A 24,157-nucleotide genomic window follows, 5' to 3' on the forward strand; every position below is an offset into this window, starting at 1 on the left:
AGTCGAGCGGCTTGTCAGCCGGGCGCCTTACCCTGACATCAACTCCCGCACGCCTGCCGCAAAGGCCGGCACATCGCCGCGGGGGGCATAGTCGGCAGCACCCCGGCACTGGCGCTCCCAGAGGGCGCGGTCGGTGGCCAGCAGACGCATGAAGAAGGCAAAGCCCTCCGGGTTGTCCGGCTCCGCCACGAAGCCGTTCACGCCGGTGCGTACCAGACTGTCCCGTGCGCCGCAGACATCGGAGAGGATGACGGGCAGGCCCATGGCCTGGGCCTCGATCACCACATTTCCGAATTGCTCCTCCATGCTGGTCAGCACGAGAGCGAGGGTGGAGGCAAGCAGCCGGGCGATCGCATCAGTCTGGATGAAGCCGTGGAACACCACGTGATCGGCGATTCCGAGCGCCTCGGCCCGGGCACGCAGTTCCGGCTCCAGCGGACCCGATCCACAGAGGTGGAGCGGGCGGGGTGCAGGATCGGTGGCCGCATAGATCGCATAGGCTTCCAGCGCCGTGAACAGGTTCTTCTTGGGCACGAGGCGGGCGACGATGGTGAAATGCCGCGCCTCGAAGGGCACGCCGCCGGGAGCGGGAACCCCCTCCGACATCCGCCGGATCCGGTCGAGGGAGACGGTGTTGTATTCCCCGGTGATCCGGCCTTCGGGGATACCGAGGAAGCGGAAATAGTCACGTGTCCGCATGCCGGAGCCGATCGCACCCTGATAAGGCTTCAGGAACCACGACTTCAGCCACTCGCGGAACGGCTTGCGGGGCATGTCGTCGAACTTGGAGCAGCCCATCGTATAGACCCGGTCGCCGCGCAGCCGCAGCAGGCAGGCGAAGGCAAAGACCGGAGGCCAGCTGTAATGGCACAGGAACCAGGTGGCCCGCCCCTCCCGCCGCCGGAAGGCCGCCAGCGAACGCAGGAGCGCCAGCCCCGTCGGGCGGGACGTGGGGTGCAGCGTGACCTTGCGGAAGCCGTCCCCGGACTCCGGCACCCAGTCGTAGGTGTCGCTTCGCCCGTAAAGCTCGAGACCCACCACCTCCGCCTCCCCCCGGACGGCCGCCGCCACCGCATCGCACCGGTCGGCATGCATGGGGCCGAAATTCTCCCACAGGAAGACGAGCCGGGGCAGGCGGCCGGACGCCTGCGCGCCGGGTGTATCGCCGGTTTCCCTGCCGCGGATGCCCTGCGGCTCGGCATCGGAGGAAGGCTCGGGCCGGGTCATCAGGCCTCCCGCAGCTCGGCGGTATGGTCCTTGAACCAGGCGTAGGTGCCTTGCAGGCCGTCCTCCAACCCGGTCTCCGCCCGCCAGCCCATCGCGGCGAGGCGGGAGACGTCCATGAGCTTGCGCGCCGTTCCATCGGGTTTCGTCGTGTCGAAGGAGATACGCCCCTTGAAGCCGGTGACCTTCGCGATCATCGCGGCCAGTTCCGCGATGGTCACGTCCTGACCCGTGCCTACGTTGATATGGGACAGCATCGGCTCGGTATTGGCCTCATAGACCGCGCGGGGCAGGCCGAGGACGAAGAGCGAGGCCTCCGCCATGTCGTCCACATGCAGGAACTCGCGCATGGGCGTGCCGGTGCCCCAGATCACCACCTCCTCGCGCCCCTCGCGCGCGGCCTCGTGGAAGCGGCGGATCAAGGCGGGCATGACGTGGCTGTTCTCGGGGTGGAAATTGTCGCCCGGGCCATAGAGGTTCGTGGGCATCACGGAGCGGTAGTCGGTGCCGTATTGCCGGTTGTAGCTCTCGCAGAGCTTGATGCCGGCGATCTTGGCCACGGCATAGGGCTCGTTCGTGGGTTCCAGCACGCCGGTCAGCAGCGCATCCTCCGCCATCGGCTGGGCGACCGCGCGGGGGTAGATGCAGGAGGAGCCGAGGAACAGCAGGTGCTGCACGCCCGCCCTGTGGGCCTGATGGATGACATTCGCCTCCATCATCAGGTTTTCGTAGATGAACTCGGCCGGATAGGTGTTGTTGGCATGGATGCCGCCCACCTTGGCCGCAGCGAGGATCACCGCATCGGGCTTTTCCCGGCCCATGAAATCGCGCACCGCGGCCTGATCGGTCAGGTCCAGTTCGGCATGGGTACGGGTGACGACATCCGCCCCCTGGGCCTGCAGGCGGCGCAGGATCGCGCCCCCCACCATGCCGCGATGTCCGGCGACGTAGTATTTCATCTTCCGCCCCCTTACGCTTCGACCGAGACCGGCGCGTGGAAGCCATGCTCCCGCAGGAGCCGGTGGCGGCGGGCGGATTGCAGATCCTCGGCCACCATCTCGGCGCACATCTCCTGCGCGGTGATCTCCGGCACCCAGCCGAGCTTCTCCTTCGCCTTGGTGGGATCGCCGAGCAGCGTCTCCACCTCCGCCGGGCGGAAGTAGCGCGGGTCGATGCGTATGATGACCTGACCGGGCTTCACGAAGGGCGCCTTGTCCCCCGTGACGGCGGTGACGGTCGCCACCTCATCGACGCCCTCGCCGGTGAACTCCAGCGTCAGCCCCAGTTCCGCCGCCGACCAGCGGATGAATTCGCGCACCGAATACTGCTTGCCGGTGGCTATGACGAAATCCTCCGCCGTGTCCTGCTGGAGCATCATCCACTGCATCCGCACGTAGTCCTTCGCATGGCCCCAGTCCCGCAGGCTGTCGATATTGCCCATGTAAAGGCACTGCTCCAGTCCCTGGGCGATATTGGCCAGCCCCCGCGTGATCTTTCGCGTCACGAAGGTCTCGCCGCGGCGGGGGCTCTCATGGTTGAAGAGGATCCCGTTGCAGGCATAGATCCCGTAGGCCTCGCGGTAGTTCACCGCGATCCAGTAGGCATACATCTTGGCCACCGCGTAAGGAGACCGCGGATGGAAGGGGGTCGTCTCCTTCTGCGGGATCTCCTGCACCAGCCCGTAAAGCTCGGAGGTGGAGGCCTGGTAGAAGCGCGTCTTTTTCTCCAGCCCGAGAAAGCGGATCGCCTCCAGGAGCCTGAGCGTGCCGATCGCATCGACATCGGCGGTGTATTCGGGGGCCTCGAAGCTCACCGCGACATGGGACTGCGCGCCGAGGTTGTACACCTCGTCCGGCTCCACCTCGCGCAGGATGCGCGTCAGGTTCGACGTGTCGGTGAGATCGCCGTAATGCAGCTTCAGCCGCGGGTCCGGATTGTGCGGATCTTCATAGATGTGGTCGATCCGCTGGGTGTTGAACAGCGAGGCGCGCCGCTTGATCCCGTGGACCTCATAGCCCTTGGCGAGCAGGAATTCCGCCAGATAGGAGCCGTCCTGGCCGGTGATACCTGTGATAAGGGCCTTCTTCATCGGGGTCTCCTGGCTGAAAGCGGGCGGGGATGTCTGGAAGCCTGCAGAACGCAGGCGGTTATCGTGGAAATCCGCAGGGCGCCGCGGACAAGAGCGGGAATACCCGCGGGACGCAGGCAGGTGAAGAGCCGCCCATCCTGCGGGGGGCCGGGGTCGTGCGGGCCGGGGTCGTGCGGGGCGGGGTGCTGCGAGCGCGCGCGCTGCGGGCCTGCTCCACGGGAATGGCGAATGCCGCAAGGGCGATTGTCCGGGCGACAGGTCATGTCAGTGCCGGACCAGTTCCAGAAGCTTGCGGGGATATTTCGACAGGATGCGCGGATAGCTGGTGGCAATGCCGTTCTCCCGGCAGGCGCGGCGCACTTCCTGCGTGCCGAGGATCTTGCTCTTCAGCCCCGAGGTGCTGGCGCCGCCCGCCTCCATCCTGACCCAGACCTCCGGGACGTGACGCCAGCGGAGGCGGCCATCCCGGAACACGCGGGCCACGAATTCGAAATCCCCCGCGATGCGGTAGTCCGTCCGGTAAAGACCATGGGCCTCGAACACACGGCGATGCAGGAACAGCGCGGTATGGGCGGGCATCGCCCCCGCCGGGATCCGCTCGGGCCGGAAGTGGGAGCTGTCGTAGCGCCGGATCACCCGGTCCGGCTGACCGGGCGGATGAAAGGTCACATCGGCAAAGACCGCATCGAGATCCTCGGCCGCGAAAGCCTCCGCCACGCGGGAAAGGACATGCGGATGGGCGAACCGGTCATTGGAGTGCAGAATGCCGATCACCTCTCCCCCGGCCCGGACGATGCCCTTGTTGATCGCGTCGTAGATGCCACGGTCCGGCCCGGAGGCAAGACTGACGAGCGGGCTGCCGAACCCCTGCACCACGGCACAGGTCTCGTCCTTCGATGCGCCGTCAACGACGACGAGTTCCCGCTCGGGATGGTCCTGAAGGAGAAAACTCTCAACTGCCCGCGCGACCGTCGCCCCGGAATTGTAGCAGGCCATGACGGCGGAAATCTTCATGCGGTGGCTCGGGTATCCTGGGCCTTCGATTGGTTCTGCGGCCTAGCACGGGTCGGACCGCATGGAAAGGGAAGGGGTGCGGAAGACCGGCGGATTGCCGCGCCCATTGGCCAATCTGCCAAGGCTCGTATGGATGCCCCGGGGCAACAGCCGCGATCCACATTCCTGCGGAGGATGGAGGATTAAACCCATATCGAGCAGCGACATGAGTCCGCCCACGATGGAACAGAACAATCCCCAGGCCATCCTGCCCCGGAGAACCTGCCGCCCCCACCCGCGAGACGTGCAGGGCCGGTCGGCCTCGCGCCGGATCACATCCTTGGGTATATCCTTGGAACGACCCGGGAGGAGAGCGGCAGATTGCCCGCCGGTCCGGGGAGTCCCTGCACCCCGGCAGGTTCGGTGACCGGCTTCATCCCTGCCGCTCCAACCGTCACAAGGGCGTGACCGCCCACCTGTCTCGACCTCGGGAGAGGGGCTGCTATAGTGCGGCAACCGGCGGCAGTCGCCCTGGATACCACGCATGGGGAAGCGATGACGAGCCGCGCCATTGATGCCAGTCCGGTCTCGCAGCCCTTTCGGGAAGGGTTTCGCGGGGCCGATCTGATCATCGGACTGCTCGTGTTCCTTGTGGTTTTTGTCATCTCCCTCTCACTTCTCGGTGCTTATACTAGGGGGGATCAGCTCAACTACCGCGCCTTCTACGATGGGGTGCGGGGGGTGCGGGCGAGTTCGGTGCCCGTCGTTCAGGCGATAACCACCGGCTCTGCGGAACCGCTCTATGGCTACCTGATGTGGCTGGCCTCCAGCGCGGGGTTCGACAAGGATGTCGTCGTCGCCCTGATGAACGGGGTGCTGGGGCTGGTTCTGCACCTGTTCCTGCGCCGCCACAGGGCAGGAGTACTGCCGACCTTGCTCATCTTCACCAATTTCTACCTGCTCACGTTGTTCACCTCACTCGAACGCCTGAAGCTCGCCTATATCTTTCTGACACTCGCCATGCTGCTAACAGGCTGGAAACGCGCGCTGATCCTGTTCATCTCCATGATGGCGCATTTCCAGTCCTTCCTGCTGATTGCCGCCGCCATCGGCCAGCGGGCCGGGTCGGCGGATTTCCTGCGCCGCTATGTCACCCCCGCGCAGTTTTTGCTGATCCTCATGGGCATTCCGGTTGCCATCGCAGGGTTTCTTCTTTTCGTGCTGCGCTTTCTGCCCGCCATTCAGGGCAAGATGGCCGCATATCAGGGGGGTGGCGTCGCCGAGCTGGCCAGCATGGGGCTGCTCGTCATCGTGGGACTGGTCGTGCTGCGCAAGAAGCAGGCTTTCCTTGTCGGGCTGCTCCCCATCGCGATGGCGGCGGCGGTCTTCGGGGCCTCCCGCATCAACGTCATGGCGGTCACCTTCCTGCTCTACCTGACCGTGACGGAGCGCCGGGTGAGCCATCCGCTGGTGCTGGCGCTGCTCATCTATTTCAGCCTGAAGAGCATTCCCTTCGTCGAGAACATCTATACTTGGGGCGACGGCTACTACATCCCGTAACCCCTGTTGCCTGCCCGGACCTGACATGACCCTTCGCCTTCTGATCAATGCCTCCAACCTCCGCGTGGGCGGGGTAGTACAGGTCGGCATCTCCGCCATCGACGAGATCTCCCGCCTCGGCCCGGAGGGGATGGAGATCAGCGTGCTGGCCTGCGAGGGGGTGGACCGCAACCTCTCCCAGATCGGGTGCGACACGGGGGCTTTCGCGCGCTACCGGGTGCGCTCGGTTCCGGGCCTCTCGCCCTTCGACCCTGTTCTGGACGAGGAAATCGCGAGGGCCGATGCGGTCTTCACCATTTTCGGCCCGCTCTATGCCCGCCGTCGCCCGAAAGTGAGCGTGATGGGCTTTGCCCAGCCATGGATCATCTACCCGAAGAACGACATCTATCGCGGCCTTTCCCCGATCGCCAAGGCGAAGTCACGGCTGAAATACGGGGTGCAGGCGGCGATCCTGCGGCGCAATGCCGACCATGCCATCGTTGAGGCGGGACATGTGAAGGAAGGACTTGTCGCGCGCGGGCTGTTTCGTACAGGGCAGGTGAGCGTGGTGTCGAACTGCGTGAGCGACATCTTCCGCCAGCCGGAACTGTGGCGGCCGGTGGCACTGCCCGTGGCGCTGCGGGAGCGGAAAGGGTGGCGGATCGGCTTTCTGGGCCGGGATTACCCGCACAAGAACCTTTCGATCCTGCCGGACGTGGCGCGCGTCCTTCGCGAACGGCATGGGATCGTGGTGGACTTCCTCGTCACCCTGACGGAGGCCGAATGGCAGGCGCGCAGCCCGGAGTTCCGCAGCGCCGTGACCAATGTCGGGCCGCTCGACCTTGCCCAGTGCCCCTCCTTCTACGCGGGACTGGACGCCGCGATCTTTCCGAGCCTGCTCGAATGCTTCTCCGTCATGCCGCTGGAGGCGATGGCCATGGGACTGCGGGTATTCGCTTCCGACCGGCCCTTCGTCCGGGACATCTGCGGTCCATTCGCGCGCTACTTCGACCCGCATGCGCCGGAGGAGGCGGCGGCCTGCATCGCCGAAGGGCTGGCCACCCCCCCGTCGGAGGAGGAACGGGAGATGATCCGCGCGCAGGGTTTTGCGGGCATGAGCCCCAGAGAACGCGCGGAAAGCTACCTGGAGATCATCCGCCGGGTCGTGGTGGAAAAGAACGGGCCTGTCCGGCCCGGGGCACGCATCCCACTCAGGGGATGATCCGAAGCCCGCGCGCCTATTCGGCGGGATGGGCTGCGGGATGCGGACGGATGCTCCGCCGGGAAGGGCCATTGCCGCCCCGGCCGCGCAGCAGCGCCACGCGGCGGTAGAGCAGCAGGTAGCAGCAGGTCACCACGAGCAGCGCCCCCCAGATGGCGAGCGAGCTTTTCGCGCAGAAAACCGCCAGCACCGTGGAGAGCAGCGGGAAGGCCCAGAGGATGGTGCTCGCCACGGGATTGCGCAGCTGAGGCTTGCCCAGCCCCCGTGCGATACGGCGGGCGAGGCTGCGATAGACGAGGCTGTGCAGATGCAGACGGTCCGGCTGGCCGGGGTGGCTGCCGGTGCGCACGGTGCGGCGGTGGATCGACACGAAGGTTTCGATCATCGGATAGGCCAGCAGCAGGATGCCGATGATCGGCGAGATCTCCGGGTTGCGGGCAGGGAGCGCCACGGCCAGAACCGCCAGCAGGTAGCCCGTTCCATAGGCCCCCGCATCGCCGAAGAAGATCAGCCCGAGCGGATAGTTCAGCAGGAAGAACCCGGCGATGGCACCGATGGCGACAAGGCAGACGCCCATGATCGCCGTATCTCCCGTCTGCCATGCAATGAGTCCGAAGCCTGCCAGAATGATGATCGCCGTTCCCGAAGCCAGCCCGTTCACCCCGTCGATGATGTTCAGCGCATTGGCGATGCCACCGATGGCGAAGGCGGTGAAGAGCACCGCAACCGGGCCGATTGCCAGCAGCATGTCCACGCCCGGCAGGTCCACCCCCCGGATCGCATATCCCGAGAGGAGGCAGAAGATCAGCCCCGAGAGGATCGTCGCCAGCAGGCGGGTGCGCACCCCCACCCGTTTGGTCACGTCCTCGATCAGCCCGGAGGCGAAGGCGGGGATCGCGGCAAGGCAGATCATCCACCACAGCTCCCGTCCGCCATCCGGCAGAGCGAAACCGCCCGCCAGCGCACCAACCATGAGCGCCAGCCCGCCCACCCGCGGGGTCGGCACGGCATGGAGCTTCTGCACGCCCACCTGACTGTCGAGCGTCAGATGCCCATGCAGATGGCGCGTCAGGACGAGAACGGTGGCGAACAGGCAACTTGCCAGTATCGCGAAGGCGAATGCGTTGACGAAGATCATGCCGGAACCTTGAGGTGGGCGGGTATTGTCCCGCCACATTGGAAATACTGCCCGCGGTACCGGGCCGCGACAGCCCGGAAAGAATGCCTCCGAAGAGGCTGGATCATACAGGGCGGCCCAATCTCTGACAGGCCCCCTGAGGGAAGAGGGGGGATGACCGCCGTCTTCATCCGTCTCCGGCTCACCCCTCCGAGCCGGTCAGCCGGGGGCATTCATTGAGGCTCTGCCGGAGTGAAGTCCCATTGATTGTCCTGCACGGCTCATGAACTACGCCCATCATTATCGCTCACGATTGGCAAACGGCAACGGTCGCAGGGCCATGTTTATCGTTTTGCGGTCCGGGCACATCAACCCATGTTGCTCCGCTGCCATCATCGGCGAACTTCTGCCTTTGCTTTCGGGGTGAAAGAGCAGCCTAATCCTCCTTCGCCTTGTATTCGTAGCGATAGGAATAGGTCTGACCCGACTTGGCCTTGCGGTGGTCATAGGCATTGAAGACAGCGCCCTTGAAGCCGGTGCCTGCCGCCTCCATCGCGGCCTGCGCCGCGCGGATCTCGCTCTCCGGCGTCTCGTCGAAGCGGGCGACGAGCAGGCTCGCCCCCGCGGCCTTGGCGATGATGACCGGATCGGTGACGGCCAGAACCGGGGGACAGTCGAAGATCGACAGATCGAACCGCTGGTCCAGTTCGCGGATGAGCGCCCCAAGCGTCGGGCGGAGCAGCAGTTCCGCCGGGTTCGGGGGGAACTTGCCCGCGGGCAGGAAGACCAGTCCCGCCACGCCGGTCTGCACCAGCACATCCTCAAGCCGCGCCTGCCCGGTCAGGATATCGGCAAAGCCCGGCGCATCGCGGGGCACGTCGAACATCCGCCGCAGGCGTCCGCGCCGCATGTCCGCGTCGATCAGGCAGACCGTCTGCCCCGCCTGGGCGGAGACGACGGCGAAGTTGGCCGACAGGAAGCTCTTGCCCGCACCCGGGGCGGTGGAGGTGATGGCAAGCGTGCGGGAGGGCGCGTCCAGCATGCCGAAATGCAGCCCCGTGCGGAGCGACCGCAGCCCCTCCACGGCAAGGTCGGTGGGCTTGGTCGCGGCCAGCAGGGGCACGCGACCGCCGCGACCGCCCTCCGGCTTTTCGGCATCCGGGCTCTTGTTGATGGTGGCAAAGACCGTGAGGCCCATGTCCTCCAGATCGGCCGCGCTCTGAATACCCTTCCGCAGCCAGTTCCGCAGCAGCACATAGCCCGCCCCCAGCATCGCCCCGAGCAGCAGTGCCACGGCGAGAATGCGGACCTTGCGGGGCGCCACCGGGCGGATTTGCGTTTCCGCTGGATCGACGATGCGGACGTTGCCGACGGTGGAGGCGCGCATCACGTCCACCTCCTGCGCGCGGGTCAGAAGCTCGGTGTAGATTTCCTGCGCCATTTCCACGTCATGGGTGTAGTTCAGGATCTCCCGCTGCGTATCGGGCAGGGTACCGATCTCGCCCCGCAGCTTGTCGAGCTGGGCCTCCAGCCGCTCACGCTGCGCCAGAAGCTGGCGGTAACGCGGGTGGTTCTTGGTGTAGAGATCGGCGACCTCGTCCTCCTGCGCGCGGAGTTCGCGGAGCTCGGTTTCCAGCGTGCCGATCTGCGTCAGCAGGTTCTGCGTCTCGAACTGGATATCCACCGAACGCTGCGACTCGCGATAGGCGTTCAGTCGGTCCTGCGCATCCAGCATGTCCTGCCGCGCCTTGGGGATCTGCTGCTGGATGAAGCCGAGGCTGTTCTCCGCCTGTGCGGCGGAGCGTTCGACGTTCTGGCGGACATAGGCCTGTGCGATGGCGGCCAGCGTACGCTGCGCCTCCACCCGGTCGAGAGAGGTGAAAGACAGCTCCAGAATGCCGGAATCGCGGGTCTTTTCGTCAACCGTCAGGGAACGGCGAAGCCCCTCGATGACATCCTGCGTCTCACGGTGGGTGATCTCGAACTGCCGCCCCGGCTGGCCTTCCAGCTCTCCCACGCGGATGGCGAAGCCGATGTCGGTATCCTGCAGGACGTCTCCCACGCGGCCCTCGAACCGGCGACCATCCGGGGTGGTCACACGATATTCCTCACCCTCACCCTTGGTGAGCACGAAGGTTTCGCCCGTCCAATGCGGCGGCACGGCGAGAAGGTCGAGACGAATCCGTTCACCGCCCTGTGCATAGGGCCGCAGAAAGCCCATCCCCTTGAAAGGCAGCGCGCGGGAGCGGAGCGCATAGCCGATCACCGGGAACTGCCGGGGCTGGGCCGTCCATTCCAGATGCACATCCGCCACCGCCTGATTCAGCACCAGGCGCGACATGATCAGTTCGCGTTCGGTCGTGGCCTGGGTCTGACCGCCGCCCATCAGGTCGGAAAGGCCCGAGGGGACGGCGAGGTTGCCGGTCTTGGGCTCCAGCTGGATCAGCGCATCCGCCTCATAGGTGGGGGCGGTAAGGAAGATGTAGAGAAACCCCGCCAGCACCCCGGCAGCCGTAAAGCCCGCGATCCTGCCCTTGGCAGACCAGAGCTCCTCGGCCAGCGCGGCAAGATCGACTTCCTTCGCTTCCGCCTCCCGCGGGGCCTTCGGGCTCATCCCTGCGCTCCGGGGCGGGAACCGGGACGAGCTCCGAGGCGGGCGATCCATCCCTGTGCCGCCACCGCGATTTCCCCATGCACGGCCTCGTGGAACTCCCGCGAGCGCTGATAGGGGTCGGCGATGCCCTTGGCACCGGTCCATTGGTCGAACAGCATCACCCGGCCCGAAAGCGCGGGCGCCAGGCGAGTGATCTCCGTCTTGTGCCCCGGCTCCATGACGAGGATCAGATCCTGCGTGCCGCCCAGTTCGGCGGTGAACTGCCGCGCCACATGGCCGTCGAGAGAGATGCCGTGTTCCGCCGCCACTTCCGCGGCCAGAGGGTCCGCGGCATGGCCAACCAGCGCTCCGATCCCCGCCGAAGTCACGGTGACCCCCGGCAGGCCCGCCTGCAGTACCCGCTCCCCCAGAGGGGAACGGCAGATATTGCCGACGCAGACGACCATCACGTTAGAAATCATGGGCTTTTCCGGGATCAGTTCAGCGTAGTGCGCCATCGGTGGCCGCAACGACATTGGTCGCCTGCACCGTAGGCAGCAGTTTGGAGATCGTGTCGTTCCAGCGTTGCAGCGGGTTGCGCGTGACATAGACGACGTCGCCCGGCTCCAGCACGAAGCGCGTGCCGAGCAGCAGCCCGGTAGGGGAACTCGTCTCGAGCTGGAAGACGGTCATACGCCCCCGCACATTGCGGAAGACGAAGACGCCGCGCGCATCGGACCGGGTGGAGCGCACGCCTTTCTGCAGGGCAAGTGCCTGGGTGAGAGAGACGGTATCAAGCGACAGGTCAACCGGCCCCGCCTCCGATATCTCGCCCATCAGATAGGCCTCCTGCGCGCGTTTGCGCAGGACGGAGACCACATCCCCAGACCTGAGCATCGGGTTGTTGGCGGTCATTCCGGCGGAGAGATAGCCTTCCACATCCACGTCATAGAACTGGTTGCCGCGCTGGACGCGGACGCGGCGCATGTCGGCATCCTCGGTGAAACCGCCCGCCTCGCTGATCGCTTCCAGCAGCGTGCGGGGGCTGGTCGTCATCTCCAGCCGCTGCGGCATCTTCACCTCGCCCGAGACGACGACGCTCTGGGAATTGAAGGCGGCGACGCGCACCTCGAGCTGCGGCTCCGGCACGTATTCGGCCAGCCGCCGCGTCACCTCCTCGCGGATCTGTTCGAGCGGCCGGCCCTCGGCCCGCACCTGCCCGATGAACGGGTAGAAGAAACTGCCGTCCGCCTGCACGCGGAAACCGGAATCCTTCGCCGCCCGCTGCGGCCCCGCAGGCAGCGTCAGCTCCGGGTGGTCGAAGACGATGATGTCAAGAATGTCGCCCGGACCGACCAGATAGTTCCAGCGCCCCCCCCGCGGCATGGAGGTCGCCACATGGCCCTTTGCCGGTTGGGTGAAGCTTCCGATGTTCTCCGCAGTCAGACGGATGATATCGACGTTTTCCTCCTGCGCCGCGCGCTGCTGACCGCTTTCATCGACGGGGAAATAGACGAAACCATCCGTGCAGGCAGTCAGGATCAGCGGGAGGCAGAAGAAGATGGCATGCTGGCGCATGTCGTTCCTTTTATTGTTCCGAATCCCGCAGGATGACCTGCTTCGAGAGTTGATATACAGGTCATTCCGCCAAGGAAACCCGCGCCGACCGGTAACGGCGGAATTGTGACGCGTGAGCCTTCAGAGGCGGTGTCCGCCCCGGAACCACATGCGTCCCCACCCGCATGCAGGCCGCAGCCGATATTCGGGGAGCCGTTCTCCATCCCGCTCTGACACGCCGGGCCGTCCGGGCGCAAGCTGGAACCCTGCCGAAAGCTTCTCCGAACAGGACGCTTGGCCCCTGATGGCAGCATCCGGGGGCCCAACCCCATTCGCCCCGGCCTGCAGTAGAAACCCGGCCCGCACTAGAAAATAGTTGCGTCAGGAACGATCATCACAATAATGTCATAAATATTTACTGCATTATGAGAATTATAATGTCTCAGCCATTTTCCCCGACGGATAAGACGCGGATCGTCTGGATTGACGTGGTGAAGGGTCTGACCCTGTTCCTCGTCGTCCTTCACCATTCCCATCAGTATCTGGCATGGGCAGGAGTATCGACCTATACGACCTACCGCCTGAACAATGTCATCGGCCTGGCCCGAATGCCGCTGTTCTTTGCCATTTCCGGCTATCTGGCGATGTCCGTGATTCGGAGACCGTTGAGGGAAGTTCTGTCCCGCCGGATCATGCTGTTCCTGCACATTTTCCTGGTATGGACGCTGATCACTCTCGCCGTGGAGTATTTCCGTCTTGGCATCCTGCAAGGCGGACCCCTTCCCGACATCGAGACGATGGCCCTGCGACTGGTTCGGAGCCTCTATGATCCGCCGGGAAGCCTGTGGTTCATCTGGGGTCTGGCGCTCTATTTCCTGGCCGCACGGCTGATCCCCCAGAGGGGGCGGCTGATCGGTCTCGGGGTCTCGCTCATTCTGGCAACCTTCGCCTTCAGCCAGACATACGAGTTCAGCTACCCGCATAAGGCAGCGCTGAGCTATGCGCCCTTCTTTCTTGCGTTCGCCTTTTACGGACGGGAGATATACAGCCTGATCCTCAGCAACCTGCGGCTTTTCCTGGGGCTCGCACTCGGCATGGCGATTGGGGGAACGGCCTTCATTGCCGCCTATGGCGATTCCGAGGGCATGGGGCGCGGGCTTCTCAGGCTGATGGCCGGAATAGGGGCCATGGTTCTGCTGGCCGCTCTTCTGTCACAAGCAGGGGCGGTTTCCTTCCTGCGAGGGCTGGGCATCACCCTCGGGCAGAACAGCCTGAAAATCTATGTGATCCACTCGCTGCTGATAAGCCTGATCGTCGAGACCTATGTCTGGGCAGCGGCGGGGCTGCCTGCCTTCAGCCTGTGGGCCGCGCTTCCGCTTGCCCTCTTCGCGACAGCCCTCTCGCTCTGGATGGCGCGCGGGCTGGAGGCATTGGGGGCGGGCTGGCTTTTCTCCCTGCCAAAACGCCCCGGGAGGCAAGTCGTTTCCGTTGTGCCCGCAGGTCAGGATACGCCGACGGATCGCGCCGGCAATGCCGGGCCACCCGCCACCGTCCTGTCCCAGCCCACAGTGCGGTAGGAGCGCCAGGCGTCCTCGATCATGGTGCCGAGGCCGGAGCGGGCCGGGGTCCAGCCAAGCTCGCGCCCCGCCTTCTCGCTGCCACAGACCAGCGCCACGGCATCGCCCGCGCGGCGCTCCCCCAGGACCACCGGCACCTCGCGGTTGGTGATGCGGCGGGCCTCCTCGATCACCTCGCGGACGGAAAACCCGCTGCCGGAGCCGAGGCAGAAGACCTCCACCCCGCCATCCGCCACCCGCCTTGCTTCCAGCGCCTTCAAGCCCAGCACATGGGCATCCACCAGATCCGAGACATGCACGTAGTCGCGGATGCAGGTGCCGTCCCGCGTCGGATAATCGGTGCCGAAAACGGTGAGCGCCGGGCGCCTGCCGGAGATCGCGTCAAGGATCAGCGGGATCAGATGGGTCTCCGGATCATGGAACTCGCCCACCTCCGCCTCCGGGTCGGCCCCCGCCACGTTGAAGTAGCGGAAGATCACCGACCGCAACCCGTGCGCCGCGCCGAAGTCACGCAACATGTCCTCTATCGCGCGCTTGGAGGCGCCATAGGCGTTGATCGGCGCCTGCGGCGTCTCCTCCGTCAGCACCACCCCATCCTGATCGCCATAGGTCGCGCAGGTGGAGGAAAACACCAGGTCGAGACAGCCCGCCGCCACCGCCGCCTCCAGCAGCGTGAGGGAGGCGGCCACATTGCCGCGCCAGTATTTTCCCGGCTCCCGCATCGCCTCTCCCACTTGGGAGAGCGCGGCGAAATGCATCACCGCCACGGGCCGCCACTTCGCGAAAACCTCGTCGAGCCTCGCCCTGTCGGCGAGATCGCCCCGCTCGAACGGGCCGAACCGCACCGCCTGCTCCCAACCGGTGACAAGGCTGTCATAGGTGACCGGCACATAGCCCGCCCGCTTCAATGCTTTGCAGGCATGCGAGCCGATATAACCCGCTCCACCGGTGACCAATACATGTTTCGTCAAGGAAATCTCTCCGGAAAGTCGTCACGGCAGCCTGCCAGCAGAGGCGGAGCGTGACAAGTCGCTGCAATGCAGCTATCGCCCGCCCCTCACCAGCCAGAGGCCCATGACCCAGCCGACGACGAAACCGCCAAGATGCGTCTCCCACGCCAGCATCCCGCTCATCGCCCACCAGAGCACGGCGTTCAGCACGGCCAGCCACAGCAGCGAGCGGATCACCGGACGCAGGCTTTCCCCCCGAGCCCGCAGATATTGCCAGCTCAGCGCCATGACCGCGCCCGCAAGCCCGAACAGCGCCCCCGACGCGCCCACCATCGGCTGCGGAGACTGGGACAGCAGCGCAAAGCCCAGACCGCCACCGATCATCGAGGCCATGTAGAGCAGCAGGAACCGCCCCTGTCCCATCCGGTCCACCAGCGGCGGCGCAAGGGAGAACAGGGTGAGCATGTTCACCCCGAAATGCACCAGCCCGCCGTGCAGGAAGCCGTAGGTCAGGAACATGAGCCAGGGTTGCGCGGCATAGTTGGGTCGCCAGTTGCCCAGCAGCCCCGTCCAGAACCCGCCATGCTGCCACGCCCAGAGCCGCCAGCCGGGGTCGCCCCAAAGCCCGTAATCGGCTCCGGACAGAACGATCTCCGGCAGCAGGCAGGCCAGGAACAGCACGAGCACCACCGGCATGGCGCGCATTCGGTCTGTCAGAATGCCCTCTCGCCGCGGGGAGCGGGGGGGCTGACGGGCGGAGAGGGGTTTGTCGGACCTCATGATGCCTGAGAGGTGATCCAGCAACGCCCCGGATGCAAGGGAAACCTTGGAAGAAGCCGAACCCCAGAAAGCAGAACGCCGGCGCAATCGCACCGGCGTTCCGAAATCGTGTCCCGAGGCTCGGGCTCAGGCAGCCTTGCGGCGCTTCATGATGCCCAGACCGGCCAGACCGCCGATCAGCAGCAGGCCCGCCGCCGGAAGCGGAACCGGGGCCACGTATTTTTCGAAGCTGATGGCGTCGATGTCATAGCCGTCACGACCATGTCCGGCGACCACCGGGCTCGTATCCACCACTTTCAGGAAGAGGAACGGCGTCGCCGAGTAGAGCGAGCTGACCTGATTGGTGTATTCTCCCAGGGTGGTCCAAGACTTTCCATCGAGGCTGACAGAAAAGATCGCGCTCTCGATATAGGTTTCCCGCGGGAGGTTGGTGACTTCGAACACCGACCCGACCCCGCTCACCAGGCTCGAGAAGCCGAGCACAATGCTGCCACCGAAGCCGAGGGAGTAGAAGCTCCCATCCTCAGCGCCGGTCGCTGCAGCCGGGTTGCTGCGCGACGGTGCAACAAAACCTTTTTGGTTGGCGGAAACAACACTGCTTGCATAAACAACAGCTGCATTTGCCGAGGCAGCGGAGGCCGCGGCGATGAGGGCAGCCGTAACAACCTTCTTCAACATGTTTCTCTCCATAATCTGCCTGTCGGCTCAGGGGTCGGAGCCGAGGTACATCACGCTTCCGTCAATTATTAACATGTTGCGATGCGGCGTGACAGTAGTTTTTTTAATATTTCCTAGTTTATTAATAAAACTCAGCTGGTTGCGGAGATTGAAAGCGTCTTTGTTCCCGATATGGCACGAAAGACCGTCATTCTTTGAATTTGTTCTCCGAATTACTTGGGTGAACTCGCCGTAAACGTGTTATTTTTAACAACTTTAATCGTGAAGCACGAAAAGAGGAGCCCCCCTTTTTTCTTCGGAGAGTTGAAAACCCCGGGTCATCCGTGCGATTTCAGTCGCTCGGGAAAGTATTTTCGTTTTGGAAATTCGTGTCTGAACAATGGGGATTCGCCATTCGCAGCCATGCTGCGGCGCAGAAAACCCGGCCGAAGCCGGGTTGTTCAACTCGTTTTCAACAAGCTCAGAACGGGATGTAGCGGGGCAGGACGTTCAGGCTTTTCGCCATCAGCCGTTGGATGCGGGCATCAGCGTCGGCCTCGCTCTCGTTCGTGCCGATCGGGGTGACATAGCGCACCAGCGCCCCGTCCGTCCGGCCGCGGGTCAGGCTGTCCCAGACGACACTGGCCTTGGCGAGATAGTCGTTGGTCATCCGCTTGCCGCGCTGCTCGAACCAGTAATAGACGAGCTGTTTGGACAGTCCCTTCTGGATCACCGCCCGGTTCACAGTGAAGGTGCCGTAGGGCGTGCCCGGGAAGCTCACCTCCTGCGGTTGGAAGGTGAAGATCTCCCAGCCCCCGACCGGCAGACAGACTTCCGGAGAGTGGATGCCGGAGCCTTCCGTCTGCTTCTCATAATAGGCGGAGAAGAAATGCACGTAATCTCGCTCGCCCGGGGCGGTATAGGCGGCGTTCATGTAGTCGGTCGCGCCCAGCACCCGCTCGATCTCCGGTTCGAGAGCGGAGGCCGCACCCGACCATTCCCCGAACTGCCGGGGGAAGAGCGCGAAGGGTTCCCGGTCTATCTGCTGGGCCTGTGGCCCACCATGCAGCGCCCAGCCCACCGAGAGGGAAAGCGTGAGCAGGGCGCCCACCGCGAGCGCCTTCGAGGGGCGGATCGACAGGATGCGCCCCATGATCGGCGCCATGCCGCGGGTGTCGAGGTCGATCGCCTCCGAAAGAGGCAGCGGGTTCCGCGTCAGCCGTTGCAGGCCCATCGCCATCAGGAACAGGATGCCGATACAGGCGATGAAGATCACCCAGCCTTCGAAGAAGTGCAGGAACCCCTCTGCCTGCTCGATGCCGTAGGAGTTCACCAGCACCCCGATGACCCCGATGCGGAAGGAGTTCATCAGCACGGTGAGCGGCACGGCCGACAGCATCAGCACCGCCTTGTGCCAGAAGGGGCCGCGATACAGGATGGCGAAGAGGTAGGTGAAGCTCAGGATCGGGAACAGGTAGCGCAGCCCCGAACAGGCTTCCGCCACCTGCAGCTTGTAGACCCCGAGGTCGATCACATTGCCTTCGAGATAGACCGGCACACCGGCAAGACGCACGAACCACACGCCGATCTCCGACGAGATCCCCTGCAGGAAGATCGTAAGGTGCCAGTAGAGGAACTGCGGCAGCGGCAGCATGAAGATCAGGTGCAGAACGGGCAGCTGGTGATGCTTGCCCCGCTCCCAGCCGAAGACGGTGAGGACCACGCCGCCCACCCAGATGATCATTCCATAGGTGACGATGTCGGGAATGCGGGTGAGGTTGCCGAACAGCGCCACCGCGAGACCGAGCAGAATGACGAGGATCCCCGGCCAGCGGTCCCGGACCTCCGCCGCGGGCGGCGGCATCTGCCGCAACTCCCGCAGGAAGAGGTAGAGCGAGATCAGCGGAATGAGCGGCCCGTGGCTGTATTCCGGTGTGGACCAGGCTTGCGCCAGCGAGACGAAGCCGATCCAGAAGATCGGGACCGACCCGGCCAGAAGCAGCATGAACCACATGAAACCGGGGGCGTTCACCGAGGGAAGCGCAGCCGCCAGGGAGGAGCGGGAATTCTCGTTCGCGGCCGTCATGGAAATCCTCTAGTCAAATGTGGCCGGGGATAGCCCAAGGCGCCCGGCATATTCGCCGGAAGTATGACCCTATATAACATAAGGTTGCACACGCGGAAACCGAGGGAAAACCATGACCCCGGCCGCGAATGATGCAGAAAATTCACATGGTTGTGAGACCGTCCCGGCCTCACAACCCTGCTCAGGGCCTGAAATGGAACTGGCGCTGTATGGTCAGAAAGACCGCGTTTTCCTTGGCCGTTCCCGAAGGGCGCTCCAGCTGGGTATATTCGTAACCGCCCGAAAGCTCCCAGTCCTGCGTCAGGTCATGGGAGTAGGCCGCGCGGATCTGGCTGCGCGTCCGGTCGCCGCCGGAATCCTGAAGATTGTTGAGGTCGGCATAGCTCACGCTCAGCGAGACACCCGAAACCGGGGTCAGGTCATGTGACAGCCTGAGCAGAAGATTGCGCGCCTCTACCTCTTCATCATCGCTGTTGGTGCTCACCGATTGCGACAGCCGCGCGGACAGGCTCCCGTTCTCCAAGGCATGATCGTAGTTGATTGACCCCACGGCAGTCGTCTTGCCGCTGTCGCCGCGCGAGGCGCCAAGGCTGAGCGCGAGGCTCCCACTGGGCAGATCCATCGCGCGCGAAACGCGGAGGGTGGAGCGGCTGCCGGCGGTATTCTGGCTCTGATCGAAACTGATTCCGACCGTGCCGTTGGTCAGCTCCTGCGTGGCGCCAAGAGAACCGATGACCCCCGTCAGCCGCTCTGTTCCGCGGTAGCCGAAGAGGTCGGTCTTCTCGGTCTCGATCTCCTGATAACCGATGGAGCCGTTGAGCGTGAGCCCGGTACCGACCTCATGCGCGGCGCCTACGGAGAGCGAACGGGTCTGCCTGTCGGTCTGCTCGGTATCGTCGGCGGAATAGTCGCGGTAGAGCCCATCCAGCGTCAGCCGCGTGGTGGGCGTGATAAGAAAGCCGAATCCCGCCGTCGCCGTATAGGTTTCGTTGTCGTCGAAGCTCGTGTCGCTGGTCTGAAGGAAATTCCGCTTGTAGGCGCTGAGCCCTGCATTGAAGCTGAGCGGCCCGGACATGCCGGTGCGGAAGCCCACATCGGCGCGGATCATCTCACGATACCCGTCGCTGGACGTAAGGTCCTGCGCTTCGAGATCGATATCTTCCTGCACGAGCCGGAACGGATCGAAGAAGGCGATGTCGGAGCGGTTGTAATAGGCCGACGATGTCAGTTCGCTGTCCGCTCCCGTCAACGTATAGCCGAAGCGGAGGGTCTGGTTGTCGAAATCGGTCTGGTAACCGCTGTTCGAGGCATCGCTCGGATAATTGGCCAGACGCAGCACCCCGCTCGCCGCAAGGCTGAGCTTCTGCACGTCCGTTTCGCTCAGGTAGCTGAGGCCAAGGTTATTATCCAGATAGGTGGTCGTTCCCGACGGATCTTCCGACAGGTTGTAGTTGTCGCTCACATGAAGTGAGGAAGAAAAACTGAACGTCAACAGCGGATTGGGCAGATCTCCACCCCTTGCCGCCTGGGCCTGTGCCGTTTCCGCCGAAACGAGTGCCGTGCCGGCGAGAAGCAGCAGGGTAAGCGGCAGGCGGTGAACACCCCCCGCAACCCGAGGCTGCTCGGCCCCCCGGTTGATGGAAGCGAGGCGTGCGGGGCGGAGAGGGGTCATCTGCTTACTCGAACAGCCGGCGCTGCGGGACGACGATGACGTCACCCTCGGTGATGGTGGTCATACCGCTGATCCGGTTTTTGCCGCCCGCCACGTGGTCAAGGTCGAAGAGATAGACGGCCGCAGCCTTGGTCCGGGGATCCTGACGGTGGAGTTCGATGCGGTTGCGCGCGGCGAAGCGGCTGAGCTGACCGGCCTCGGCCAGGAACTGCAGCAGCGTGGTGCCGGACTGGATGTCCTTACGGCCGGGTTCGGACACTTCCCCCATCACATAGACGGGCACACCTTCGGCAGCGGATGCCGCCTGTGAGGGCGCGACGCTTCCCACGGTGACATAGACGGTGGGTGTCGCGGCAAAGTTCGGCGCGAGACCCTGCGTCAGGGCGGAACGGAGCTGTTCCACCGTCTGGCCACTGGCGCGCAGCGTCCCGGCCTGAGGGAAGCTGATGCTCCCATCGGGAAGCACGAGCACGGAGCGATTCAGGCTCGGATCGTCGAGCACCTCGACCTGGACAACATCGCCTGGACGCAGGTGATAGCCGCTCTGGGCCGAGACAGGCGCGGAGAAACCGCCAGCGACGCCGCCCGCCACAAGGGCGACCGCCGCAATACGCGAAAGGGGGGAAACAAAGATCCCGAGCAAGGTTCTGAACATCAGGCGCACCCGTTGGGGAATGATTACGATCAGGGATAGGAGGTTTGCGGACAGGTGAAAAGCCGGGCTCCGCAAAAGGCGAGGACTGCGACACTTCTGCCGCGGTTCTGAAGAAAAATCCGCCTGAATAAAGGGCTTGGCCGGCAAAGGTCCGCTGACAACCCCGACATTCCTCTCCGGTGGCCCTTTATGGCGGCGGCGGCTCAGTTGCGCGCCTCGGGTGCGGCGACGGCAGGCTCTTCCGGCGCGGCAAGACGGGCAAGCTCTGCCTTTACCCTGTCGGTATAATCGGCAGGAAGCGGAATGGCACCTTCCTCGAGCCGCAGGAGAAGCTGCTTCGCCTCATCCTTCCGGCCAAGCGCGGAATAGGTCATGGCAAGGTGATACTGCACCGTCCCGTCCTGCGGCAGCCCGCGGGCGGCAGGTTCCAGATTGGTGAGCGCCTCGTCATAGTTTCCGCGCCGATAGGCGATCCAGCCGTAGGTATCCTGGAAGGCAGGAACCGTCGTACCGCGCAGGCGCCGGGCGACCGTATAGGCGCGATCAAGGCTTGCGTCATCGCTGCGGTAACCGGCGAGCAGACTGGCGAGGTTATTGGCAATGATCGGCGAGTTCGAATCGCGCTCGTACATCGCCTCGTAGAGATTGATCGCCCCGTCGATATCGCCGGATTTCTCCAGAATGCCCGCCTTGATCCAGGAAAGCGTGGGCGCCATTGGAATGGCGGCGAGACCCGCCTCCAACGCCTTGCCGGCACCTTCCGTGTCGCCGCTGCTGAGCAGCGCATTGTGCAATGCGGCCCATCCCATCTCGAAATCGGGATGCGATTGGGTAAGCGCACGCATCTCCTCCAGACCCTTGTCTGCCTGGCCGGCAGAGAGCAGCACGGCAGCATGGAGGTAAAGGGCCGTCGGATTGTCGGGGGCCTTGGCAAGCAGGGCATCGGCCTGCCGCAGAGCCTCCTGCGTGTCGCCGCGCAGCAGGCTGGTGCGAATCAGCGCAAGCTCCACGCCGGGGCCACTGTCGCCTTCCGCGGCCAGACCGCGCAGGAAAGAGGCGAGTTCCTGATCCTGGTTCAACGCGGCAAGACGGTTGGCCGTGATTTCGTTGGCGGAGTTGACCGCCTGATCGGTGCCGATCTCCTTCAGGGTGCGCACGACATGGTCGGCGCGCGGCCAGTCCTTCATCGCGACATAGACGCGCCCAAGGGCGGAGAGCAGGTCCACGTTGCGCGGCTGGAGCCGGAGCGCGTTGACCAGCGCATCCTCAGCCGGAAGGTGCTTTCCGTCCTGCTCCAGGAAGGCGGCATAGCGCAGCGATTCGGCTGGCGCCCGATTGGAGGCGACCACCGCCTGCGAGAGCATCTCTCCCATCAGGTCGCGGCTGCCGTCCCGCTCATGCGCGCGGGCCATCAGCGTCATGACCTGCGAATCGCGGGGGGCATATTCGAGGGCAGAGCGCAGCGCGACCAGCGCATCGCCGGTCTTGTCGTCGTCGATCAGCCAGTTGGCCTTGAGCTTCAGCGCATCGACATCGTTGGGAGTAGAGGCGAGCACCTCCTCCACCAGCGCCCGGCCGCCGACCTTGTTGCCGGTCTGTGCCATCATCCGCGCGAGTGTCACACGCGCCTGGTTCAACACATCTGCTTCGGGTTTGCTGTCGATGATCGACTTCATTTCAGCCATGGCGCCATCGCGGCTTCCGGCATCGAAATCGATCCCGGCGCGCATGGTGCGGTAGATCCCGACCTTCGGCGGGTTGCCAGCGATGATGCGGTCGATCTCCTCCCGCGCCGCGGGCATGCCGCGGGTCTGCGCAATGAAGGAAATCAGCCGCTGGCGCGCCGCCGGATCAGCGGAAGCCGGATCGACCCGGCTGCGCAGAAATTCCTCCGCCGCCTCGGGGCGCTTCTGGTTGATGAGCAGGCCGAGCAGCGAATTCTCGATCTCTGTATCTTCGGGGTTGGCAATGGCCATCTGGCGCAGCTGCGCCTCGAGCTCATCGGTCCGCCCGAGCTGGAAGAGCGCAGCCGCCCGCATCCGCTGAAACTCGAAGGAATCGGGATCATGCTGCAACCCTTCTTCGAGCGAAGCCAGCACCGCATCCCAGTCCGATTGGCGCACCAGACTGTCGAGAATCACCCGCCGCGGGACGACAAGCTCAGGATGCTGGGACACCAGTGCCTGCGCACGCTGCAGCGCAGCCTGTCCGGCATCCTCGTCCCGGTTCATCAGCGCGGCCCGGTAGTCGATCATCGCGCCGATGCCCTGAACCTCCGGCTCATCCGGCGCAAGGCGCAGCGCGGCGCGGCCGTAACGTTCCGCATCGTCCCAGTTGCTCGCATCGAGCGCCATTTCCGCCAGCGCCCGGTTGCCCTCGATATTGTCCGGATATTGTTCGACGAGGCGGAGATACTGGCTGTAGGCCTCCCGTATGCTGCCCTGCTCCCGCAGGAGCCGTGCATAGGTCTGACGGGCTTCCTGATGCTTGCCGTCGAGGGAGAAAACGTTGCGGAACTCCACCATCGCCCGGCTGACATCGCCCTGCTCCAGCAGGGCCAGCCCGGATTCGTAGTGTTTCTGCGCCTTTTCCTCGGAGGATTCGCAGCCCGCGAGCAGCCCGATACCAGCCGCCAGCGCAATACCGAGGCCGATCCGCCCCCGAAGAACCTTCCTGCCCGTCACATCCTCACCTTCGTCCATGGCGTCGGAACCAATCCCCGGCGCGCTTTTCCAGAGACGAGGTTAGTATCCCGTCCCCCGTACAACAACAGCCACTGTACGCAGGAGAATTGACAAATCCTTTACGAAAGACAGGGAGTTGTAATAATCGAGATCAAATTTCGCGCGACCAGCGAAGGAACCCTCGTTGCGGTCCGACACCTGCCACGATCCGGTGATGCCGGGCCGCAGTTCGTAATAGGCCTGACCGGGATAAAGTGCGCGCTGTTCCGGCATCATCGGACGCGGCCCGATGAGGGACATGTCGCCCTTAAGCACGTTCCACAGCTGCGGCAGCTCGTCGAGCGAGGTCTTGCGCAGGATGCGGCCCGCGAAGGTGATGCGGGGATCGGTCTTGAGCTTCTGCGTCTCGTCCCATTCGGCGCGGGCTGCCGGATCGGAGGCGAGATACTCCTCAAGCTTCTCCTTGGCGTTGGGAACCATGGTGCGGATCTTCAGCAGGCTGAAGTGACGCCCACCCCGGCCCACACGTTCCTGACGGTAGAAGGGGGAATGCCCGTCCATCATCACGAAGCCTGCCATGATGGCCAGCACGGGAAGGACGAAGGGAAGCGCTAGAGCAATGAGGAGGATGTCGATCGTCCGCTTCGCGCCATTCCGGTATATGCCCGAAGGAGTAGCGAGAGCGTGGTCCTGATCGAGGGAGGAGGAAAGGCCAGTCTGCGAAGCGGAATTGAACCCACATTCTCCAAGTAAGTCGCTGAT

19 protein-coding genes are annotated in these 24,157 nt (G+C 64.4%); 3 read left to right on the forward strand and 16 right to left on the reverse strand.

The window, feature by feature from the left end:
• Positions 1-27: 27 nt before the first annotated feature.
• From CG51_RS14420 to CG51_RS14435, 4 genes are all read right to left on the reverse strand, one after another.
• Positions 28-1,227, reverse strand: a complete 1,200-nt coding sequence (locus CG51_RS14420) for a glycosyltransferase (RefSeq protein WP_051930641.1) — start codon at positions 1,225-1,227, stop codon at positions 28-30.
• On the reverse strand, positions 1,227-2,183 hold the full coding sequence (gene fcl / locus CG51_RS14425; RefSeq protein WP_035746158.1) for a GDP-L-fucose synthase: 957 nt from the start codon (positions 2,181-2,183) through the stop codon (positions 1,227-1,229). Before fcl ends, CG51_RS14420 begins: the two co-directional genes overlap by 1 nt.
• Positions 2,184-2,194: 11 nt before the next feature.
• Positions 2,195-3,313 (reverse strand): GDP-mannose 4,6-dehydratase, encoded by a 1,119-nt coding sequence (gene gmd, locus CG51_RS14430; RefSeq protein WP_035746160.1) that lies wholly within the window; start codon positions 3,311-3,313, stop codon positions 2,195-2,197.
• Positions 3,314-3,577: 264 nt separating this feature from the next.
• Complete coding sequence (locus tag CG51_RS14435; protein WP_035746162.1) at positions 3,578-4,327, reverse strand: glycosyltransferase family 2 protein; 750 nt, start codon at positions 4,325-4,327, stop codon at positions 3,578-3,580.
• 534 nt (positions 4,328-4,861) lie between these two features.
• Here CG51_RS14435 and CG51_RS14440 point away from each other — a divergent pair.
• On the forward strand, positions 4,862-5,866 hold the full coding sequence (locus CG51_RS14440) for an EpsG family protein (RefSeq protein ID WP_143412974.1): 1,005 nt from the start codon (positions 4,862-4,864) through the stop codon (positions 5,864-5,866).
• 25 nt (positions 5,867-5,891) lie between these two features.
• Positions 5,892-7,067: a glycosyltransferase gene (locus CG51_RS14445; protein WP_051930643.1), complete on the forward strand. Its 1,176-nt coding sequence runs from the start codon at positions 5,892-5,894 to the stop codon at positions 7,065-7,067.
• A gap of 16 nt (positions 7,068-7,083) precedes the next feature.
• On the opposite strand, the gene CG51_RS14450 is transcribed toward CG51_RS14445, so the two are convergent.
• The 4 genes from CG51_RS14450 to CG51_RS14465 form a co-directional block, all read right to left on the reverse strand.
• Positions 7,084-8,205 (reverse strand): MraY family glycosyltransferase, encoded by a 1,122-nt coding sequence (locus tag CG51_RS14450; protein ID WP_084695206.1) that lies wholly within the window; start codon positions 8,203-8,205, stop codon positions 7,084-7,086.
• A 415-nt stretch (positions 8,206-8,620) separates the two neighbouring features.
• Positions 8,621-10,798, reverse strand: a complete 2,178-nt coding sequence (locus CG51_RS14455; protein ID WP_035746166.1) for a polysaccharide biosynthesis tyrosine autokinase — start codon at positions 10,796-10,798, stop codon at positions 8,621-8,623.
• Positions 10,795-11,259 (reverse strand): arsenate reductase/protein-tyrosine-phosphatase family protein, encoded by a 465-nt coding sequence (locus CG51_RS14460; protein ID WP_051930653.1) that lies wholly within the window; start codon positions 11,257-11,259, stop codon positions 10,795-10,797. Before CG51_RS14460 ends, CG51_RS14455 begins: the two co-directional genes overlap by 4 nt.
• 19 nt (positions 11,260-11,278) lie before the next feature.
• Complete coding sequence (locus CG51_RS14465) at positions 11,279-12,355, reverse strand: polysaccharide biosynthesis/export family protein (RefSeq protein ID WP_051930645.1); 1,077 nt, start codon at positions 12,353-12,355, stop codon at positions 11,279-11,281.
• Between the two features lie 416 nt (positions 12,356-12,771).
• Here CG51_RS14465 and CG51_RS14470 point away from each other — a divergent pair, with 416 nt between their 5' ends.
• Complete coding sequence (locus CG51_RS14470; RefSeq protein WP_035746167.1) at positions 12,772-13,911, forward strand: acyltransferase family protein; 1,140 nt, start codon at positions 12,772-12,774, stop codon at positions 13,909-13,911.
• Here CG51_RS14470 and galE read toward each other — a convergent pair.
• From galE to CG51_RS14510, 8 genes are all read right to left on the reverse strand, one after another.
• Positions 13,836-14,882 carry a UDP-glucose 4-epimerase GalE gene (gene galE / locus CG51_RS14475; RefSeq protein WP_051930647.1) on the reverse strand — a complete coding sequence of 349 codons (1,047 nt, stop codon included), beginning with the start codon at positions 14,880-14,882 and terminating at the stop codon, positions 13,836-13,838. The two genes, CG51_RS14470 and galE, sit on opposite strands and share 76 nt — an antisense overlap.
• Before the next feature lie 72 nt (positions 14,883-14,954).
• Positions 14,955-15,641 (reverse strand): rhomboid family intramembrane serine protease, encoded by a 687-nt coding sequence (locus CG51_RS14480; protein WP_248783384.1) that lies wholly within the window; start codon positions 15,639-15,641, stop codon positions 14,955-14,957.
• 126 nt (positions 15,642-15,767) lie between these two features.
• Positions 15,768-16,319, reverse strand: a complete 552-nt coding sequence (locus tag CG51_RS14485; RefSeq protein ID WP_035746169.1) for a VPLPA-CTERM sorting domain-containing protein — start codon at positions 16,317-16,319, stop codon at positions 15,768-15,770.
• Positions 16,320-16,779: 460 nt separating this feature from the next.
• Complete coding sequence (gene xrtD / locus CG51_RS14490) at positions 16,780-18,384, reverse strand: VPLPA-CTERM-specific exosortase XrtD (RefSeq protein WP_035746171.1); 1,605 nt, start codon at positions 18,382-18,384, stop codon at positions 16,780-16,782.
• 181 nt (positions 18,385-18,565) lie between these two features.
• Positions 18,566-20,056: a TonB-dependent receptor gene (locus tag CG51_RS14495; protein WP_035746173.1), complete on the reverse strand. Its 1,491-nt coding sequence runs from the start codon at positions 20,054-20,056 to the stop codon at positions 18,566-18,568.
• 4 nt (positions 20,057-20,060) lie between these two features.
• A complete protein-coding gene (locus tag CG51_RS14500; RefSeq protein ID WP_084695210.1) occupies positions 20,061-20,711 on the reverse strand; it encodes a polysaccharide biosynthesis/export family protein in 651 nt (216 codons plus the stop codon).
• 203 nt (positions 20,712-20,914) lie between these two features.
• Positions 20,915-23,413: a tetratricopeptide repeat protein gene (locus CG51_RS14505; RefSeq protein ID WP_084695209.1), complete on the reverse strand. Its 2,499-nt coding sequence runs from the start codon at positions 23,411-23,413 to the stop codon at positions 20,915-20,917.
• 42 nt (positions 23,414-23,455) lie between these two features.
• Positions 23,456-24,157, reverse strand: coding sequence for a sugar transferase (locus CG51_RS14510; RefSeq protein WP_051930651.1), 702 nt, complete (start codon positions 24,155-24,157; stop codon positions 23,456-23,458).

It is taken from the genome of Haematobacter missouriensis (assembly GCF_000740775.1).
Taxonomy (GTDB): domain Bacteria; phylum Pseudomonadota; class Alphaproteobacteria; order Rhodobacterales; family Rhodobacteraceae; genus Haematobacter; species Haematobacter missouriensis.

Coding starts and splice junctions, on each gene's coding strand:
- CG51_RS14460 (WP_051930653.1), bottom strand. CDS start 11,259: ATGATTTCTAACGTGATGGTCGTCTGCGTCGGCAATATCTGCCGTTCC.
- CG51_RS14495 (WP_035746173.1), bottom strand. CDS start 20,056: ATGACCCCTCTCCGCCCCGCACGCCTCGCTTCCATCAACCGGGGGGCC.
- CG51_RS14455 (WP_035746166.1), bottom strand. CDS start 10,798: ATGAGCCCGAAGGCCCCGCGGGAGGCGGAAGCGAAGGAAGTCGATCTT.
- CG51_RS14465 (WP_051930645.1), bottom strand. CDS start 12,355: ATGCGCCAGCATGCCATCTTCTTCTGCCTCCCGCTGATCCTGACTGCC.
- CG51_RS14485 (WP_035746169.1), bottom strand. CDS start 16,319: ATGTTGAAGAAGGTTGTTACGGCTGCCCTCATCGCCGCGGCCTCCGCT.
- CG51_RS14480 (WP_248783384.1), bottom strand. CDS start 15,641: ATGAGGTCCGACAAACCCCTCTCCGCCCGTCAGCCCCCCCGCTCCCCG.
- CG51_RS14440 (WP_143412974.1), top strand. CDS start 4,862: ATGACGAGCCGCGCCATTGATGCCAGTCCGGTCTCGCAGCCCTTTCGG.
- CG51_RS14435 (WP_035746162.1), bottom strand. CDS start 4,327: ATGAAGATTTCCGCCGTCATGGCCTGCTACAATTCCGGGGCGACGGTC.
- CG51_RS14470 (WP_035746167.1), top strand. CDS start 12,772: ATGTCTCAGCCATTTTCCCCGACGGATAAGACGCGGATCGTCTGGATT.
- CG51_RS14500 (WP_084695210.1), bottom strand. CDS start 20,711: ATGTTCAGAACCTTGCTCGGGATCTTTGTTTCCCCCCTTTCGCGTATT.
- xrtD (WP_035746171.1), bottom strand. CDS start 18,384: ATGACGGCCGCGAACGAGAATTCCCGCTCCTCCCTGGCGGCTGCGCTT.
- gmd (WP_035746160.1), bottom strand. CDS start 3,313: ATGAAGAAGGCCCTTATCACAGGTATCACCGGCCAGGACGGCTCCTAT.
- CG51_RS14450 (WP_084695206.1), bottom strand. CDS start 8,205: ATGATCTTCGTCAACGCATTCGCCTTCGCGATACTGGCAAGTTGCCTG.
- CG51_RS14505 (WP_084695209.1), bottom strand. CDS start 23,413: ATGGACGAAGGTGAGGATGTGACGGGCAGGAAGGTTCTTCGGGGGCGG.
- fcl (WP_035746158.1), bottom strand. CDS start 2,183: ATGAAATACTACGTCGCCGGACATCGCGGCATGGTGGGGGGCGCGATC.
- CG51_RS14445 (WP_051930643.1), top strand. CDS start 5,892: ATGACCCTTCGCCTTCTGATCAATGCCTCCAACCTCCGCGTGGGCGGG.
- CG51_RS14420 (WP_051930641.1), bottom strand. CDS start 1,227: ATGACCCGGCCCGAGCCTTCCTCCGATGCCGAGCCGCAGGGCATCCGC.